The organism is Bradyrhizobium sp. UFLA05-109 (genome assembly GCF_054185165.1).
Genome location: NZ_JBBIAR010000011.1, coordinates 72,994 through 90,702 on the forward strand (window position 1 = coordinate 72,994; position 17,709 = coordinate 90,702).

The following is a 17,709-nucleotide window of genomic DNA, read 5'->3' on the forward strand; positions in this document are numbered from 1 at the left end:
CAGAAAACCCGCAGCAATGCGCCCCATTCGTGCAGCGGATGGCAGCCATTTCCGTGGTATGCCAGCATTGCCCGGCGGGGTCCGAATGTGTCATGTAGACCCGGATTTTCGAGAGGGCGCTGCGTAGGCGCGCCCCGCGGCAAGAGAGCAGAACAGGCTATGAGAAGCTTCCATTTCCCCGGCAGGTCCACGGTCCACGCCCAGAACGCGATGGTGGCGACCTCGCATCCGCTGGCCGCGCTCGCGGCGGTCGAGGTGCTGCGCGAGGGCGGCACGGCGGCGGACGCGGCGGTCGCGGGCAGTTTGCTGCTCGGGGTGATCGAGCCGCAATCGACCGGTATCGGCGGCGACTGTTTTGCACTGATCCAACCGCGCGGCGAGGGCAAGATTACGGCCTATAACGGCTCGGGCCGGGCGCCCAAGGCCGCCAATGTCGAGTGGTATCTGGAACGCAAGATCAACTCCGTGCCGCTGACCTCGGCGCATGCGGTCTCGATCCCCGGCGCGGTCGACGCCTTTGCGACCGTGCTGCGCGACCACGGCAAGTTCGGTTTCGACCGTTTGGCGCAGCCGGCGATCAAGGCGGCCGAGGAGGGCTACGTCGTCGCCCCCCGCATCGCCTTCGACTGGAAGAACCAGTTCGAGAAGCTGAAGAACGGCACCAACACCGAGCGCTATCTGCTGCCGCACGGCAAGCCGGCGGTGACCGGCGACGTCATCCGTCAACCTGAGCTCGGCAAGACGTTGCGCGCGATCGCCAAGGACGGCCGCGACGCCTTCTACAAGGGCGGAATCGCCGAGGACATGGTCGAGACGCTGCGCGGAATCGGCGGTCTGCACACGCTCGACGATTTCGCTGATCATACAACCGAGGTGACCACGCCGATTGGCACGACCTACAAGGACTACGACGTCTGGCAGTGCCCGCCGAACGGGCCCGGCATCACCATGCTGGTGATGCTGAACATCCTGTCCCGGTTCGACCTCAAGAAGTTCGCGCCGCTCAGCGTCGAGCGATTCCATCTCGAGGCGGAAGCCGCGCGCATCGCCTACATGATCCGCGAGATGCATGTCGCCGATCCCGCCCACATGAAGATCGACGTCGCAAAAATCCTCGCGAAGGAATTCGCCGACGAGTACATCGCAAAAATCCGCATGGACGGGCTGCTCGACCTGCCCAACGTCGCGCCGCCGATGAACCCCTCGACCATTTACATCACCGTGGTCGACAAGGATCGCAACGTCTGCTCCTTCATCAATTCGATCGCGCACTCCTTCGGTTCGGCGATCGTGTCGAACAAGACCGGCGTGCTGCTGCAAAATCGCGCGGGCGGCTTCCGCATCCAGCCGGATCACCCCAATTGCATCGCCGGCGGCAAGCGCCCGCTGCATACGATCATTCCAGCGCTGCTCACCAGGGCGGGCCGCGCGATCATGCCGTTCGGCGTGATGGGCGGGCAGTATCAGCCGGTCGGCCAGACGCATGTGCTGACCAACATCCTCGACTATGGCTGCGACGTGCAGGAGGCGATCGATATGCCGCGCGGCCTGCATTACGAGGGCGTCTATCAGCTCGAGGACAGCGTGCCCGCCGCTGTCGTCGAGGGCCTGCAGAAGCTCGGTCACAAGACCACCAGCGTCGTCGGCCCGCTCGGCGGCTGCCAGGCAATCTGGATCGACTGGGACAAGGGTACGCTGACCGGCGGCTCCGATCCGCGCAAGGACGGCTGCGCGCTCGGCTATTGAGACTCGATGCGCGAGGCGAGGTTCCTCACGCGATCAGGAAAAGTTGACGAAGGAACGGAGCTCATCGCCCCCGGTTAAGGGGCGATGAGCGGCGCAGGCGTGCGCTGCTTTCTTTAGAAAGCGGCGGAGGCCGACATGTCCGACAATTCAGGTTCCGGTTTCGATCGTCGCACCTTCATGGCGGGCACGGCGGCGAGCACGCTCGTTCCGATGACCGCGCGTGCGGCACCGCAAGGATCGGGAGCTGCTGCCGCGCCGGACCCGACGCTGCCGGTCGATGTGACATTGCGCGTGAATGGCGAGGACAAGCATCTTCGCATCGACGCACGTACCACCGTACTCGACGCGCTGCGCGAGCATCTCGGCCTCACCGGCAGCAAGAAGGGTTGCGACCACGGCCAGTGCGGCGCCTGCACGGTGCTGATCGGCGACCGGCGCGTGGTGTCATGCCTGACATTGGCCCTCGCCGTCGAAGGCCAGAACATCACCACCATCGAAGGCCTCGCAAGCGGCGATCGGCTGCATCCGATGCAGCAGGCTTTTGTCGATAACGATGCCTTCCAGTGCGGCTACTGCACGCCCGGGCAGATCATGTCCGCGGTTGCCTGTGTGAAGGAGGGGCACGCCGGCAGCGACGAGGACATCCGCGAATATATGAGCGGCAACATCTGCCGCTGTGCCGCCTATCCCAACATCGTTGCGGCCGTGAAACAGGCTGCGCCCGACATCATGAAAGGCTAGGCGCATGCGATCCTTTTTCTATTCCAAGGCCGGCGACGCCGCCGCCGCCGTCTCGCTGCTCGCCTCATCTGCTTCCGAGAACAACCCGCTGCCGCAGGCATCCGCGCAGCCGTTCGCCGGCGGCACGACGCTGATCGACCTGATGAAGCTTGACGTGATGCGGCCTGCTACGGTCGTCGACATCAATGCGCTGGCGCGGAGCTGGTCGGCGATCGACCTCGGAGGTGACAATCTGCGGCTCGGCGCGCTTGCAAAGATGTCCGATGTCGCCGCGAACCCTGGGGTCCAGCGCAACTATCCCGTCATCGCCAGTTCGCTGAAGCTGGCCGCCAGCCCGCAATTGCGCAACATGGCGACGCTTGGCGGCAACGTCATGCAGCGCACGCGCTGTAGCTATTTCCGCGACATTTCCTACGAGAATTGCAACAAGCGCAATCCGGGCTCCGGCTGTGCGGCGATGGATGGCTTCAACCGGATGCATGCCGTGCTGGGTACCTCCGACCAATGTATCGCGACCTATCCCGGGGATCTCGCTCAGGCTCTCATCGCACTTGATGCGACGGTCGAAATCACCGGAAAGTCCGGGACGCGCAGCCTGCCGTTTGCGCAATTGCACAAGCCGCCCGGCAATTCACCGGAGATCGAGACGAGGTTGCAGGCGGGCGAGCTGATATCGGCTTTCGCGGTTCCCGGGCGCTGGCCGCGCTCAGTGTACCTGAAGGCGCGCGACCGCCAGTCCTACGAGTTCGCGCTGTCGTCGGCTGCGATCGCGCTCGACGTGCAGGACGGCGTGATTCGTGACGCGCGCATCGCGCTCGGCGGCGTCGCCACAGTGCCGTGGCGTGCCCGCGAGGCGGAAGCGCTGATGAAAGGTCAGCGGTTCGACGATGGCCTCGCGCAGCGTGCCGCGGAGGCGGCCTTCACCGACGCCAGGGGCCGGCGGTACAACGCGTTCAAGATCGCGCTCGGCAGGCGTGTGATGGCTCGCGCGCTCCAGCAGGCCGTAACGATGGAGATCTGACCATGACCACTGCTGCTCCCGAGCCGAAGGCCAATATGGGCCAGCCGGTGCCGCGTTACGATGCCGTTGCGAAGGTGACGGGGAAGGCGGCCTACGGCTCCGACATGCCGCTCGCCAACCCGGTCTATGCCTTCCTGGTGACCAGCGCGATCGCCAAGGGTCGCATCGACAGCTTTGAGCTCGATGATGCCAAGCGGGTGCGCGGCGTGGTCGAGATATTCACGCATCAGAATATGCCGAAGCTGAATGAGTCGAAGCTGTTCTCCAACGGCGGCCATGCCGGGACCACGATCCAGCCAATGAAATCGGCCGACATCGCCCATGACGGCCAGATCGTCGCGGTGGTCGTTGCCGAGAGCTACGAAGCGGCGCGCGAGGCCGCCAATCGCGTCAAGGTCAACTACACCGCGCTGATGCCGGCGGCGACGTTCGATTCGCAGGGCACGACGGCGGCCGCCGCGAAGGGCCAGAACGCGATGTTCAAGGAAGACCCGAAGGTCGGCAACTTCGCGACGGCGTTCGACGAGGCCGAGGTCAAGCTCACCGCGTCCTACGAGACGCCGACACAGCATCACAATCCGATGGAGCTGTTCACGACGAGCTGCGTCTGGATGGGCGACAATCTGCTCGTCTATGAACCGAGCCAATATGTCTACGGCCTGAAGAACGGCGTTGCCGAACAGCTCGGCATCGATGCCGACAAGGTCCGCGTGGTCAATCCTTACGTCGGCGGCGGTTTTGGCTCGCGCGGATCGATGACGCCGCGCACCGCGATCATCGCCAGTATAGCGCGCCGGCTGAACCGCCCGGTCAAGCTGGTGCCGACGCGCGACCAGGGCTTTACCATTGCAACTTACCGAGCGGAGACGCGCCATCAAGTCCAGCTCGGCGCGAGCCGGGACGGCAAGCTCGTCGCGCTGCGTCATGAGGGAGCCGAGGTCTCCTCGCGTCCCGACGCCTATTGCGTCGGCGGCACCAAGACGACGACGCGGCTCTATGCCTGCCCTAATGTCGATAGCCTCGTCTCGATCGTGCGCGCCGACCGCAACACGCCTGGATTCATGCGCTCGCCGCCGGAGGTGCCTTATATGTTCGCGCTGGAGAGCGCGATGGACGAACTCGCAGTCAAGCTCGACATGGACCCGATCGAGCTGCGTCGCATCAACGACACCACGACCGAGCCGATCGGGGGCAAGCCCTACACGTCGCGATCGCTGATGGCCTGTTTCGACGAGGCTGCAAAGGCCTTCGGATGGTCGCAGCGCTCGGCCAGGCCGAAATCGATGGCGGATGGTGATTGGCTTGTCGGCTATGGCTGCGCTGCCACCTGCTATCCGACCCAGATGGGACCATCGGCGGCGCGCGTGCGCCTGCAGCGCGACGGCCGCACCCGCGTCGAGCTCGCCGGTCATGAGATCGGCACCGGCGCCTACACGGTGATCGCACAGGCTGCGGCCGAACGGCTCGGCGTGCCCCTGGAGAAGGTTGCCGTCTATATCGGCGACAGCGATTTGCCGCCGGCTCCGGTCGCGGGGGGCTCGAACTCGACCGCCAGCACGTGCTCGGCGGTGATGATGGTGTGCGACAAGGTGCGCCAGCGCCTGTTCCGCGCGCTGATGCCGAACGAAGGCCTCACCGACAGGGCCAAGGAGACCGTCGGCATGGGGCAGACGCAGGCGACGCAAGCTGCGGCTAGCGGTCAGCCGCTCGACCGCGAAAAGGCGTTCGATGCGCTTGGCGTCAGCGTGATCGAGGAGTATGGCGAGTGGAAGCCGGACGGCGCGCCGCCGGATGCCTTCGAGGCCATGCATAGCGGCCACGTTCGGTTGGTCGGCGGGCCCAGCCTGAAGGACGGAATCGCCTACGCTTTCGGTGCGGAATTCGTCGAGGTCAGGATCAATCGCTTCACCCATGAGATCCGCACGCCGCGCCTGGTCGGCGCCTTTGCCGCCGGCCGCATCATGAATCCGCGCACGGCGCGCAGCCAGCTCATGGGCGGACTGATCTGGGGCATGTCCTCGGCGCTGCTGGAGGCCACCGAGATCGACGAGCGCACCGCGCGTTACGTCAACGACAATTTCGCCGACTATCTCGTGCCGGTGAACGCGGATGTGCCTGATGTCGAGGTCATCTTGCTGTCCGAAGAGGATGACCGCATCAATCCCGCCGGTGTGAAGGGGCTCGGCGAGCTCGCCAATGTCGGCACCAATGCTGCGATCTGCAATGCGCTCTATCACGCGACCGGCCAGCGCATCCGCAAGCTGCCGGTGCGGCTTGAAAACATCGAGGCCTGATAAGGGCTGGTCACGCCCGGTGTGTTGCGCTAGACACCTCCCGCTCCAAACGGAAGGTGTCTTATGCAGCGTGCCCAGCGTGCACTCCTCACCCTCATGTCGGCGCTCGCGATTACCTTAATCGGCGTAGCGTCGGCATTCGTCTCCACCCCGGCATCGGCCCAGACCGCAGGAAAAACCATGACCACAGCTTCAGGCCTCGAGATCATCGACAGCGTCGTCGGCACTGGCGCCTCCCCAAAGTCCGGCCAGATCTGCGTGATGCACTACACCGGCTGGCTCTATGAGAACGGCAAGAAGGGCAAGAAATTCGACTCGTCCGTCGACCGCAACGAGCCGTTCGAGTTTCCGATCGGCAAGGGCCGCGTGATCGCCGGCTGGGACGAGGGCGTTGCCACCATGAAGGTCGGCGGCAAGCGTACGCTGATCATCCCGCCGCAGCTCGGCTACGGCGCGCGCGGCGCCGGCGGCGTGATCCCGCCGAATGCGACCCTGATGTTCGACGTGGAATTGCTCGGGGTGAAGTGACGGCAGGTACCAGCGCAAAACAAAAAGACCGGCCTTGCGGCCGGTCTTTTCGTTTTGATCCCGCGCGTCTCACTCAGTTGTGCGCTTGGCGTTCGCCGCGGCGCGATCGATCGCTTCCTTCGCGGCGTCCTTGGCGTCGCCCATGGCCTGCTGGCCCTTGCCCTTGATCTCCTGCACGGTGCCTTCGCCCTTCATGCGATCGGAACCCGTGGCTTCGCCAATGCCCTGCTTGGCCTTGCCGATCGCCTCATTGGTGGTGCCTTTGATCTTGTCGCTCGTGCTACCCATGAAAATCTCCCTATCTTGATTGAAAGGACAACGTTGGGCGCCTAAGAGCGTTCCGATTTTGGTATGGCTTGATGCCGCAGCTTTGGCTAGCTTGCGGCGCACGGAACCAATGGAAAGCAGACACATGAGCGGCCATGACCACACGCACTCCCATCATCACGATCATGACGATCGCTGGAAACATGACGGCGTGCGGGTGATCCCCGGCAACCAGCTCGATCCCAATGTTCCCTCGACGCCCGGCATGGACCGCAAGGCCGCGATCAATTTCGCGCGCGTCGGCGCGCAGAAATTGTGGGCGGGCACGGTCAGCATCAAGCCGGACGCGAAGACCGGCGCGCATCATCATGGCCATCTCGAGAGCATCATCTATGTGGTGAAGGGCAAGGCCCGCATGCGCTGGGGCGATCATCTCCAGTTCACGGCAGAGGCCGGCCCCGGCGATTTCATCTACGTGCCGCCTTACGTGCCGCACCAGGAGATCAACGCGAGCCCCGACGAGGTTCTGGAATGCGTGCTGGTGCGCAGCGACGGTGAGGCGGTCGCGATCAATCTCGACATCGAGCCGGTCGAGAAGCCGGAAACCGTGTTGTGGATCGACCCCGTCCACCGCGATCCGAACGAGACGAAGTGACCGGTCTGAGTTAGGCGCCGCGCTCGCAATAGCGAGCTTTCGGCAGGTTCGTCCCACATTCTCGATGTCATTGCCCGCCTTGTGCGCAATTGCGCACTGGGGCGGGCGATTCAGTATTCCAGAGACCGCGCGAGGATACGGAGAAGCCGCGGCGTACTGGATTCCCCGCCTTCGCGGGGAATGACAGAGGAGAAGGAAGCATCGCTCCAACACCTCGCGTTCGCAATGACGGAGAACGCGGCTGACGCTTTCGTCCATATCTGCTAGGCTTCGCCGGAGCCTGCATCAGACAAGGCGAGAGAGGTCACCATGGTGAAGCCCGATCATTCACTGCCGCGGCGGAGTCTGATCAAAGGAGCCGGTGTGCTCGGGGCAACGCTGGCTGGCGCACTGCCGCAGGCCCGCGCCGCCGATCAACTCGCCGACATCTGGTCCAGCGAATACTGGGCGAAAAAAGGCGACGTGCCCCTTTGGATGTACCGCAAGCGGCTCGGCGCGCCGAAGGCGGGCGAGGCGGCGCGGCCGGTCGTGGTGTTCGTGCACGGCTCCTCCGTCACCTCGCGGGTGTTCGATCTCAGCGTGCCAGGCAAGGGCGAATACTCGACCATGAACGAGTTCGCCCGCTACGGCTTCGACTGCTGGACGCTGGATCACGAGAACTACGGCAAGTCGGGGCGCACCTCCGGCAATTCCGACATCGCAAGTGGCGTTGAGGATCTGAAGGCCGCGGTCGAGGTGATCACGCGCGAAACCGGGCAGAGGAAATTCCATTTCGTGGGGGAGTCCTCGGGTGCGTTGCGTGCCGGCGCTTACGCCATGGTCGCGCCGGAACACATCGACCGGCTGGTGTTCGCCGCCTTCACTTACAAGGGCGAGGGCTCGCCGACGCTGGCCAAGCGCGCCGAGCAGGTCGACTATTACCGTACCCACAACATGCGGAAGCGCGACCGCGAAATGATCCGCTCGATCGCGACCCGCGACAAACCAGGGACCAGCGATCCCGCCGTCATGGACGCGCTCGCCGAGGTCGAGCTTCAGTTCGGCGATCAGATCCCGACCGGCACCTACCTCGACATGACGGCCAACCTGCCGGTGGTTGACCCGGAGAAGGTGCTCGCGCCGGTGCTCCTGCTGCGCGGAGAGTTCGACGGCATCGCGACCGTCGCCGATCTCGAGGCCTTCTACAACAAGCTGCCGAACGGCGACCGGCAGTTCGTCATCCTGCCGGGAACCGCGCATTCGGTGGTGCTGGCGATCAATCGGGCGCTGTTCTGGCACACCACGCGGGCGTTTTTGACGATGCCGACGCCGATCGCGACCTGACAAAAATGCACGCGGCCTGTCGGATTGCCGGCCGCGCCATCGTCCTCGGATCGGGACTCGCCCCGAAAGAGGAGTTTTTGTCCATGTCCAAGGTTGTGGTTCAACGGCGACGCCGAGGAAGCCGCAAATTTCTACGTTTCCCTGATGCCGGATTCGAAGGTTTTGAAGGTCCAGCGCAACGCCTCCGACAATCCGTCCGGCAAGGAAGGCTCAGTGCTCGTCGTCGAGTTCACATTAGGCGGACAGCGCCTCGTTGCGTTGAACGGCGGAATGAAGATGGAGTACACCCACGCCCTTTCGCTGTAGATCGATTGTGAGGATCAGGCGCAAGTCGACAGCATCTGGGAGGCCTTCCTCGCTCATGGCGGCAGGGAAGAGCAGTGCGGCTGGCTCAGGGATCGCTGGGGCGTGGCTTGGCAGGTGGTGCCGAAAGCGATGTTCCAGTTTCTCTCGAGTTCGGACAGGGCCGCCGCAAAGCGCGCCATGCAGGCCATGATGAAAATGGTCAAGCTCGATGTCGAAGCGCTGCGCCAGGCCTATGAGGGCAAGTCGGCGGCGTGACGGCGCGTTCGCGCCACATCCTGCCTGTCATCGCCCGACTTGATCGGGCGATCCAGTATGCCGCGGCGGTCGTGATGAAACCCGCTATCTCTGGAATACTGGATGCCCCGGTCGAGCCGGGGCATGACAACGGAGTTGGTAGCGCGCGACTACGCCGACAACGTCAAGCATCTCAATAATTGATCCGCAAGCCCAAGCCGCCGTGGATGGTGTTGCCGACGGGCTGCGGACCGAGCGTGCCGTTGGCGAAGAGGTCGACGATCCACCCTTGCGCAAAGCGGAAGCCGAGGCGGCCGCCATATTCGAACCAGCCTTGATTGCCCATGGTCGGCACCACCGTGCCGTTGCCGGTGACGGTGGCGACGATGCCGGAATGGGCGCCGAACGACTGCACCCAGCCGCCGTTGACGTTGGCCTCCACCGTGCTGCCGAACAGATGTGTCCACTGCCCGCCGAGCTTGACGAGACTGGTGCGGTCGGTACCGCCAGCGATCGTCGCATCGAACGGATTGAGCGCGACGGTCTGATCGCTGTAGCCGGACACCCGCTGCCACAACTGCCAGAACTCGACGGAGGCCGCGACCTCGTCGCGCGGCGACACCCGGGTGATCCAGCCGGCCCGGCCGTAGACGGCATAGTTCGAGCTGTCGGTCGAGCCAGTCACGGTGACTGCGCCGAGGCTCGTCTGATAGTTGCGGGTGTAGCGCACCTTCTCCCAGGGCGTGAGCACCGTGCCGATGTCGAAGAACGGGCGTGACGAGCCCCAGTCGGTGAAATCGTAGCGCAGCGCAAAGGCGCCGATCGGCGCGCTGGTGACGTGGTAGCCGCCCTCATTGTATTGAGTGTAGGCGAGGCCTGCGAGCAGCGACAGGTTGCTGGTGAGCTCCTTGCGGCCGTGGACGCCGGCGGAGAACGACCCGGCCGAGCCGAACGCGCTGATGCAGTCGCTGCAATTGACCTGCTCGTTGACGCCGAGCAGCACCGAGCCGAGCACCCGGTTGGTGATCATCTGGTTGAAGCGCTGATTGGCGAGGTCGCCGATCGAGCCGGCGCTGGAGTCGGCTCCGGTCGGCCCAGTGCCCGGACTGTTCGTCGTCGGTACTGGCGACGGCGATGGCGACGGACTGGGGGAGGGCGTGGGTGTCGGCGTCGACGTGGGTGTCGATGTGGGCGTCGGGGTCGGTGTCGATGTCGGCGAGCAGACGTTATCGGAGTTGCAGGTTTGCGCTGCCGCAGCCGGTTGCAACTGCGTTGTGAGGAGTGCAAACGACGTGGCCGCAGTCAGTGCAGCCGAAAAGATGGCATTGCGGATCGTGAGCTTCGCCATCGTCACCGTCCGCACAGCATGCCGTCGTCATGGACGGCGGGCGTGATGGTCGGCGCAGCGTCGGCGTATTGGTTGACCGAGCACAGGCCGGCAGCAGCCGTGCAGGTCGCCGCAAAGGTCCAGGGCGGCGAGTTGGTCTTGGTGATCGTGGAGCGGCCGCCCGTCGAGGTGATGATCGCGGTGTCGCCCGGCTGGGTGAGTTGAACACACTGGAAGCCCAGCGTGCAGACGCTGGCCGCGCCCTCCTGCAAGACGACCACGGAGCGGCCGCGTTGCGAGAGGATGTCCAGCGTGGTGCCGCGCACGCCGATGGTCGCGAGCGGCGTCGTGATCTTGTAGGCGGCCTTTTCAGAATGTCCGGTGACGAAACGGAATGCGCCGGTGGTCATGCGGATCGCGACGTCGCGATAGCTGTGCTCGTCATTGAAGACCGTGCGGTCGAGCTTGAGCGTGGCGCTCGGCCCCAACGACAGATTGGTGCTGTCGGCCATGACGAAGCGCGCCGCGCTGTCGGCGCCGGTGCGCACGGTCTCGTCGCGCAGCATGCCGTCGCCGACGTTGATCTGTGTCGCTGTCGCCGCGACGCGAACCACTTCGTTCTGGATCACCACGGCTTCGCCGACGCGCGTCTGAGCTTGTGCGGCGACGTGTATCGGCGCGTCTGCGGCGGACGCCGCGTAAGGGAGAGCCGAGAACAATGCCGGAAGAAGTATACGAATTCGCAAATTCATATCATGGCCGATCGATGTGTCCTGTATCGTACCGGATCGCGCTCGCTTGCGATGTGGTATAATTATCACAAGTAGCGCAGCACGAGCGTCACGGTTAGTGACAGCTGCGACAGAATGCGTTCAATGCGCTGAGCAAAGATATTTTTCTTCGCGGTGAAGCAGATTTGCCACGCAAAACATCCCCACAACGACAGCGCGAAGTGACTGTTGCGTCGCCTATGTCGCGTAGCGCAGTTATCACTGTCGTTATTTTCCTGGTTGCGCATCTTGCGCTTCTGATCGGCGTCTCCACGCCGGACAAGTTCGTGTTCGACGAGGTGCACTACGTGCCGGCTGCGCGGCAGATGCTCGAGCCGGTCATGCCGAAACCCGTGCTCAATCCGATGCATCCGCCGCTGGCAAAGGAGCTGATAACGTTGTCGATCGCGATCTTCGGCGACAATTCACTGGGCTGGCGCTATCCGGCAACGCTGTTCGGCGCACTCGCGGTCGTCGCAGTCTATCTTTGCGGCCTGGCGCTGTTCTCGGCCGAAGGCCCCGCGATCGCGGCGGCGCTGATCGCCTTCTTCAACCAGATGCTGTTCGTGCAGTCGCGCATCGCGATGCTCGACATCTTTGCGCTTGCCTTCGGCCTGCTGGCGTCGGCGGCCTTCATGCATGGCTTTCGGAGAGAGCGGCCGCACCGGTTGTTTGCGCTGGCCGGCGGATTGTTCGGTCTTGCCGCCGCCTGCAAATGGAGCGGCCTGTTTCCGCTCGCGGCCTGCATCGTCATCGTCGCGGCGATCCGTTTGATGCAGAGCTGGCACACGCTGTTTGCCGACGCGAAGCCGACCGACTGGTATCGCCCCGACCTCTGGCCCGATTTCAGGGCGCAGCACTTTGCACTTTGCTTCGTCACGCTGCCGGTGGTGTTCTATCTTGTGGCCTTCTTGCCGCTGTATGGACTATCGCCATCCGATCTGATCGAGGCCCAGCGGCGCATCTTCGCCGACAACACCACGACCGCGATTGCCGGCCATACCTATATGAGCTCGTGGCCGTCCTGGCCGTTTCTCGTACGCCCGGTGTGGTTTCTGTTCGACAAGGTCGGCGACGACCGGATTTCCGCGGTCGTCTTCCTCGGCAATCCCTTGGTGCTGTGGCCGGCACTGCTCGCGCTGGCGGTCGTTTTGCGCGACTTCATCGTCACGCGCCGCTGGGATGCGTTCCTCATCTCGGCATTCTATTTCGGCCCGTATCTCGCCTGGGCACTGCTGCCGCGTACGCTCGGCTTCATCTACTACTATTTGCCGGCCGCAACCGCGTCCTCGCTCGCACTGGTCTACGTGCTGCGACGCGGCAAGATTCCGCCTTGGGTGCTGTGGGCCTATGTCGCGATCGCAGCCATCGGCTTCGCCGTCATGCTGCCGATCTCCGCGGCGTTCGTCGGCACCTCGATGCAGACCTTCAACCGGCTGATGCTTTTCCAGAACTGGATATGAAACCCGCCAGCCGCGGGCGCGGCGGGCGGGTTTTCGAACTGGATGCCGCCATCACTTCGAGGCGGTCGTCTTGGTTTCCATGTTCACGACCTGGACGCGACGGTTGATCGGGTCGGCGCCGTTCGCGGTGTCCTTCAGCTTGGTCTTGCCATAGCCGACGGTGACCAGATCGCTGCCGTTGAGGCTGTAGTTCTGCACCAGATACTTCTTGATGGTGTCGGCGCGCCGCTCGGACAGATCCTGGTTGAAGGGATCGCTGCCGATCGCGTCGGTGTGGCCGGCGACCACGAAGGTCGAGCCCTTCAACGCCGGATCGGAAAGTGCCTTGCCGAGCGCCTGCACCGAGGCCACCGAAGTCTTGGCGATGTTGGCCGAGTTGTAGTCGAACTGGATCTCCAGATCGATCTTCGGCTTGCTGGCCGCGAGCTCAGCGATCTGATCGCGCTCGTCCATCGAGAGTGAACGGGTCTGACGGTTGCGCACGGTATTCAGGAAGCTCGCCTCCTTGGCCCGATCCGCGGTCTCGGTCTGCGGACCGGTGGACAGGCCGCGGGTCAGGGGCTTCGACTTCAGCGCATTCAGGATCTCGTTGGCGGTGATGTTGTTGTCGCCGGCGAGTGCCAGGCCTGCCGTCAGCGACAGCGCGGCCGAAAGGGTAATCGCCTTTAATCCGAAAAGCTTGTTGAAATGGGTCATTGTCTGAAATCCTCGCTGTGACGCCTGATAGCGATTTGATGCTGCGAGCCTAGGTCCGGTTCAAACACCCTGATGTGATGCGTATCACATTCAGAAATGGACTGATCTCGATCCTCATTCTAGCGCCGGAGCCGGCCAGCATCCAATCGCATGTTGGTTGGTGGCGGCGACCTACACCGACTAGAGAGGGACTCTTCGTTGGTCGGGAAGCACGCCTGTCTCTTTCGAGCTTCGAAAAAGCGCGGCTGATCGGCCGTTGACTATTTTGGATCGTTTGCGGCGCCAGGACTCGGGCCCGCTGGACTCCTCGCGCCGGCGGGTCCATTCTTTCTGCTATTGCTCGTCCTTTCTGCCATTGCTCGTCACCCGCCGTTATTGCCGCTGTGTCAGCAGCCCGAAAAGTAGACGTCGCAGCGTCGTCCAGCTCGGTTCGAGCAGCAGAAATCCCCGAGTGATCCAGATCACAGTGGTTGGCCGTGGACTGGATCAGATTGCTGTTATCGGATCGGCTCAAGTCGATCCGAGGGCAGCGAGGAAGTTTGGATCAGGGGAGAATGATCATGCGCTTCTTGTTCGCAGCAATTTCAATCGCAGCATTTCTCGTCAGCGGCAACGCAGCCTTCGCCGACAAGCGCGTCGCCTTCGTGGTCGGCAACGCCGCCTACAAGAATGTCCCGCAGCTCCCCAACCCGGCGATCGATTCCAAGGCGATGGCCAGGGTGCTGCGCAATGTCGGCTTCGATGTCGTCGAGGGCTCCAACCTCACCCGCGACGCCATGACGGCAAAGCTCCTGGAGTTCGGCAAGAAGAGTGAAGGCGCCGACGTGGCCGTGTTCTTCTATGCCGGCCACGGTATCGCAGTGAACGGCGTCAATTACCTGTTACCGATCGACGCCGACCTGAAATCCGAGATGGACGTCAAGCTGGGCGCGGCGATCAATGTCGACGTCACGCTCGAGCAGACCATGTCGGATGCCAAGGTGAAGCTCGTGTTCCTGGATGCCTGCCGTGACAACCCGTTTGCGGCAAAGATTCGTTCGGCCAAGGCGACGCGCTCGGTCAACGTGCAGACCGGCCTTGCCGAGATGAAATCGGGCGAGGGTACGCTGATCGCGTTTGCCACCGGCCCTGGCCAGACCGCTCTCGATGGCGAAGCCGGCACCAACAGTCCGTTTACCCGCGCGCTCGTGGCCAACATTGCCCAGCCCGGCCTTGAGATCCAGCAGGCGATGACCAAGGTCCGTGCCCAGGTCAGCGACGAGACCAACAAGGGGCAATTGCCCTGGGGGCACACCAACCTCACCGGCAACGTCTATCTCAATCCGGTGGGTGTGCCGGCTGTCGCGGAGGGCGATGGCCCGAGCGCATCGGCATCTGCTTCGACCAAGCAGGGCTCCGACGTCGAGCTCGAGTTCTGGCGCTCGATCAAGGATTCCAACAAGGTGGAAGAGCTCAACGCCTATCTCACCAACTATCCGAACGGCACGTTCAAAGCGATTGCCCTGGCTCGCATTGCGGCGTTGCAGGACGGTCCTTCGAACACCACGCGCAACCTGACGGCCGGGGTCGATCCCGCCACCTTTACCGAGGAAGCCAGTCAGGTCACCGAAGACCAGATCGGTCTCGACAAAAATCAGCGCCGCGACGTGCAGCGCCGCCTCACCGGGCTCGGTTTTGACGTCAAGGCGACCGGAAAGTTCGACGAAGAGACCCGCTCTGTGATCAAGCGCTGGCAGGCGGCGCGTGGCTATCCCGCCACCGGCTACCTCAACAAGTTGCAGCACAAGGCCCTGCAGTCGGAGATTATCTCGACCCGCTCTGCCTCCTCCGAGTCGGCGGACGAGGAGCCAGCGCGCAGGCGCTCCTCCGGTGGTGGTGGTCGACGCTATTATAGTAGTGGCGGCGGCGGCGGGGGAGGCCCGATGGGCGGCCCCGGCGGCCTCTTCGGCGGCATGATGGGCGGATTGTTCGGCCGCCGCTGACAGGCAAACAGGCGAAGCAAAGGCGGCCCGATCCGGGCCGCTTCTTCGTTTTGGCAACCTTGCTCGACGATGGTCGCAAAGCGGTCGTCGCGCGGCCCGGCTGCGAACAAGAAATCGGCCAGATGGGCGCTTAGCAAACTCCCTCACCCCAGAACAAACGCTGGCCACGCGAAGGGAGCCGGTTCCGAACAGTGCCAAGGCCGAGTGAGTATCAGTTCTATCGTGGCGGCCCGCCGGATCGGACGACTTCGCAGAGTTCAATGCCCATCTACATTGGCGCGGCGATGATCGCCGTCGCGATCCTGCTATCGACACTGGTCACAGGTCTCACCAATCGCTATGTCGGCTTGGAAGGCGTGACCGAGGACAATATGTGGCTGGTCGACCGCCTGACCGGCAGCGTGTATCGCTGCCAGGCGACCGACCGCGGCAGGGCCGCCTGCGAGCCTGATATCGCGACCGGCAGCGTCGGCGACCGCGCCAAGGGATCGAAGCGCGGCCCTTGAGCCGGGCGCACCGGCGTTCGTGCCGGGTCCGGCCGCGCTGTCAGCAGGTGGCAGTGCGGCTTTTTCTTTGCCGTTGTTTCTTTGCCTCCTTGCGAATCCCGCTACATTGCGCTCGCAATGCCCCGCACACCCAAACCACTCCCGCTTCAGACGTCACAGGCGCGGCAGATCTGGCTGCACGCGCAGCGGCTCGACACCCGCGAGCCTTTCGGCGTGGGCGCACAAGCGGTCGCCGATGCCATCGCCCATCTGGGCTATGTGCAGATTGACACCATCAACGTCATCGAGCGCTGTCATCACCACATTCTCTACAGCCGTATCCCGTCCTATCGCCGGGCCGATCTGCGCCACGCCCAGAGCGTCGACAGGAGCGTGTTCGAATACTGGACGCATGCGCTGTCTTATGTGCCGACGAGCGACTTCCGCTTCTTCCTGCCAGCAATGCGCGAGCACCGGCGCGACGGACACAAATGGTATGCGTCGGTGACACCGGCCGACATGCGCAAGGTGATGCGGCTGGTGCGAGCCGGCCCGCTGACGATCCGCGACATCGAGGACGACGTCCTCACCGAGAAGGAGCATCTGTGGCAGAGCCGCAAGCCCTCGAAGCGGGCGCTGCAACTCGCCTTCTACACCGGCGTCGTCACGATCAGCGAACGCCAGGGCATGCTCAAGACCTATGAGCTGATGACGCGCCATTTCGGTTGGGACAAGCTCCCGAAGCCGGCCTCCGCGAAGGACAGTATGAACTACCTGCTCGACCGCGCGCTGCGGTCGCAAGGGCTCGTGAGCCTCGATTCGATCTGCCATCTCGACGCGCCCAGCAAGAGGGCGGTGGCGCGCCTGATCGCATCACGGGTCCGACGCGGCGATCTCGTGCCGCTCGCCTTGGAAGGTGCGGGCAAGCAGGAGCATTGGGCAGCGCCGTCAGCGCTGGAGCCCGGCAAGGGCGCGCCGCCGGATCTCGTGCACATCCTCTCGCCGTTCGATCCCCTGATCATCCAGCGCAAGCGCACCAACCTCATCTTCGGCTACAATCACCTCTTTGAAGCCTATGTGCCGAAGGCCAAGCGCAAGCTCGGCTATTTCGCGCTACCCGTGCTCGTCGGCGACGAGATCGTCGCCGCGCTCGATTTGAAGGCCGACCGGCAGAACAAGAAAGTCCTGATGCAGAAATGGACCTGGGTCGGCAACGGCAAGAAGACGGCCGGCCGCAAGGAGCTTAAGCACAGGATCGAAGATGAACTCGATCGTTTTGCCTGCTTTCAATTGGCGGAGCAGGATGCGGGTTCGTAGTCGGGTAGGGTGGGTTAGCGAAGCTAACCCACCACTTCAGCTTCCGCGTGGACGAACCGCGGTGGGTCACGCCTTTGGCTAACCCATCCTACGCAGCGCAACGAGGCGGTCGATCCAGGCGCCAAACACAATACCGATCGCGTAGGCGACGATATTCCACAGCGAAAAGATACGCCCCAGGAGCAGCGCGCCGGCGGTCGTGAGGCGGAACGCATCGAGCCAGGGCGTATGCACCAGCCGGGACAGTTCGACGACGATCGCAATCGCTGCCGCAATGACCGCAACTCGCGTCCGCGTCAAGCGCGGCAGCACGGCTGCGACCAGGAAAAACACCATGGTCGCCCAGAGCAGCGAGCCGCCATATTTCACGATGAAGGCCGGCAGCCCAAGCGGAAAACCGTACCAGCGCAGGGAGAGGCCGCATGCGATCACGATGAGGGCGAGGGCGGCGCGGGTCAGCGGCACCCGCAACGGCGCAACAGGGTTGGTCGATTGCGTACCATGCATTGCTCGCTCCATTGACTCTTTCGCCGCGATGCTCAAAACCGCCCTCA

General features: G+C 63.7%; 16 protein-coding genes and 1 pseudogene. 12 read left to right on the top strand and 5 right to left on the bottom strand.

Going from position 1 to position 17,709, the window contains the following annotated elements:
* The first annotated feature begins 159 nt into the window (after positions 1-159).
* The 5 genes from ggt to Q3C01_RS10265 all read left to right on the top strand — a co-directional run bounded on the left by ggt (position 160) and on the right by Q3C01_RS10265 (position 6,330).
* The gene (ggt, locus tag Q3C01_RS10245) at positions 160-1,746 is read left to right on the top strand and encodes a gamma-glutamyltransferase (protein ID WP_458145200.1); all 1,587 of its coding nucleotides are present in this window, start codon (positions 160-162) and stop codon (positions 1,744-1,746) included.
* A gap of 135 nt (positions 1,747-1,881) precedes the next feature.
* A complete protein-coding gene (locus Q3C01_RS10250) occupies positions 1,882-2,487 on the top strand; it encodes a (2Fe-2S)-binding protein (RefSeq protein ID WP_458145201.1) in 606 nt (201 codons plus the stop codon).
* 4 nt (positions 2,488-2,491) lie between these two features.
* Positions 2,492-3,508 carry an FAD binding domain-containing protein gene (locus tag Q3C01_RS10255; protein ID WP_458145202.1) on the top strand — a complete coding sequence of 339 codons (1,017 nt, stop codon included), beginning with the start codon at positions 2,492-2,494 and terminating at the stop codon, positions 3,506-3,508.
* Between the two features lie 2 nt (positions 3,509-3,510).
* On the top strand, positions 3,511-5,802 hold the full coding sequence (locus Q3C01_RS10260) for a xanthine dehydrogenase family protein molybdopterin-binding subunit (RefSeq protein ID WP_458145203.1): 2,292 nt from the start codon (positions 3,511-3,513) through the stop codon (positions 5,800-5,802).
* Positions 5,803-5,865: 63 nt separating this feature from the next.
* Entirely contained in the window at positions 5,866-6,330 is a 465-nt protein-coding gene (locus Q3C01_RS10265; RefSeq protein ID WP_458145204.1) for an FKBP-type peptidyl-prolyl cis-trans isomerase, read from the top strand.
* Between the two features lie 69 nt (positions 6,331-6,399).
* Here the strand turns inward: Q3C01_RS10265 and Q3C01_RS10270 are convergent, their stop codons facing one another.
* A complete protein-coding gene (locus tag Q3C01_RS10270) occupies positions 6,400-6,618 on the bottom strand; it encodes a CsbD family protein (RefSeq protein WP_458145205.1) in 219 nt (72 codons plus the stop codon).
* A 124-nt stretch (positions 6,619-6,742) separates the two neighbouring features.
* Between Q3C01_RS10270 and Q3C01_RS10275 the strand changes: the two genes are divergently transcribed.
* The 3 genes and pseudogenes from Q3C01_RS10275 (at position 6,743) to Q3C01_RS10285 (ending at position 9,136) form a co-directional block, all read left to right on the top strand.
* Positions 6,743-7,252, top strand: a complete 510-nt coding sequence (locus tag Q3C01_RS10275) for a cupin domain-containing protein (RefSeq protein WP_458145206.1) — start codon at positions 6,743-6,745, stop codon at positions 7,250-7,252.
* Between the two features lie 309 nt (positions 7,253-7,561).
* A complete protein-coding gene (locus Q3C01_RS10280; RefSeq protein WP_458145207.1) occupies positions 7,562-8,575 on the top strand; it encodes an alpha/beta hydrolase in 1,014 nt (337 codons plus the stop codon).
* A gap of 93 nt (positions 8,576-8,668) precedes the next feature.
* Positions 8,669-9,136: pseudogene (locus tag Q3C01_RS10285) on the top strand (VOC family protein).
* Between the two features lie 172 nt (positions 9,137-9,308).
* Here the strand turns inward: Q3C01_RS10285 and Q3C01_RS10290 are convergent.
* A complete protein-coding gene (locus tag Q3C01_RS10290) occupies positions 9,309-10,463 on the bottom strand; it encodes a hypothetical protein (RefSeq protein WP_458145208.1) in 1,155 nt (384 codons plus the stop codon).
* A gap of 2 nt (positions 10,464-10,465) precedes the next feature.
* Positions 10,466-11,194: a FecR family protein gene (locus Q3C01_RS10295; protein WP_458145209.1), complete on the bottom strand. Its 729-nt coding sequence runs from the start codon at positions 11,192-11,194 to the stop codon at positions 10,466-10,468.
* A gap of 218 nt (positions 11,195-11,412) precedes the next feature.
* Between Q3C01_RS10295 and Q3C01_RS10300 the strand changes: the two genes are divergently transcribed.
* Positions 11,413-12,675, top strand: a complete 1,263-nt coding sequence (locus Q3C01_RS10300; RefSeq protein WP_458145210.1) for a phospholipid carrier-dependent glycosyltransferase — start codon at positions 11,413-11,415, stop codon at positions 12,673-12,675.
* A gap of 51 nt (positions 12,676-12,726) precedes the next feature.
* Here the strand turns inward: Q3C01_RS10300 and Q3C01_RS10305 are convergent, their stop codons facing one another.
* Complete coding sequence (locus Q3C01_RS10305; protein ID WP_458145211.1) at positions 12,727-13,371, bottom strand: OmpA family protein; 645 nt, start codon at positions 13,369-13,371, stop codon at positions 12,727-12,729.
* A gap of 560 nt (positions 13,372-13,931) precedes the next feature.
* Here Q3C01_RS10305 and Q3C01_RS10310 point away from each other — a divergent pair.
* From Q3C01_RS10310 to Q3C01_RS10320, 3 genes are all read left to right on the top strand, one after another.
* The gene (locus Q3C01_RS10310; RefSeq protein ID WP_458145212.1) at positions 13,932-15,353 is read left to right on the top strand and encodes a caspase family protein; all 1,422 of its coding nucleotides are present in this window, start codon (positions 13,932-13,934) and stop codon (positions 15,351-15,353) included.
* Between the two features lie 260 nt (positions 15,354-15,613).
* Positions 15,614-15,859: a hypothetical protein gene (locus Q3C01_RS10315; RefSeq protein WP_458145213.1), complete on the top strand. Its 246-nt coding sequence runs from the start codon at positions 15,614-15,616 to the stop codon at positions 15,857-15,859.
* A gap of 117 nt (positions 15,860-15,976) precedes the next feature.
* Positions 15,977-17,155: a winged helix-turn-helix domain-containing protein gene (locus Q3C01_RS10320; RefSeq protein ID WP_458145214.1), complete on the top strand. Its 1,179-nt coding sequence runs from the start codon at positions 15,977-15,979 to the stop codon at positions 17,153-17,155.
* Between the two features lie 78 nt (positions 17,156-17,233).
* Here the strand turns inward: Q3C01_RS10320 and Q3C01_RS10325 are convergent, their stop codons facing one another.
* Positions 17,234-17,662: a ribosomal maturation YjgA family protein gene (locus Q3C01_RS10325; RefSeq protein WP_458145215.1), complete on the bottom strand. Its 429-nt coding sequence runs from the start codon at positions 17,660-17,662 to the stop codon at positions 17,234-17,236.
* Positions 17,663-17,709: the final 47 nt, after the last annotated feature.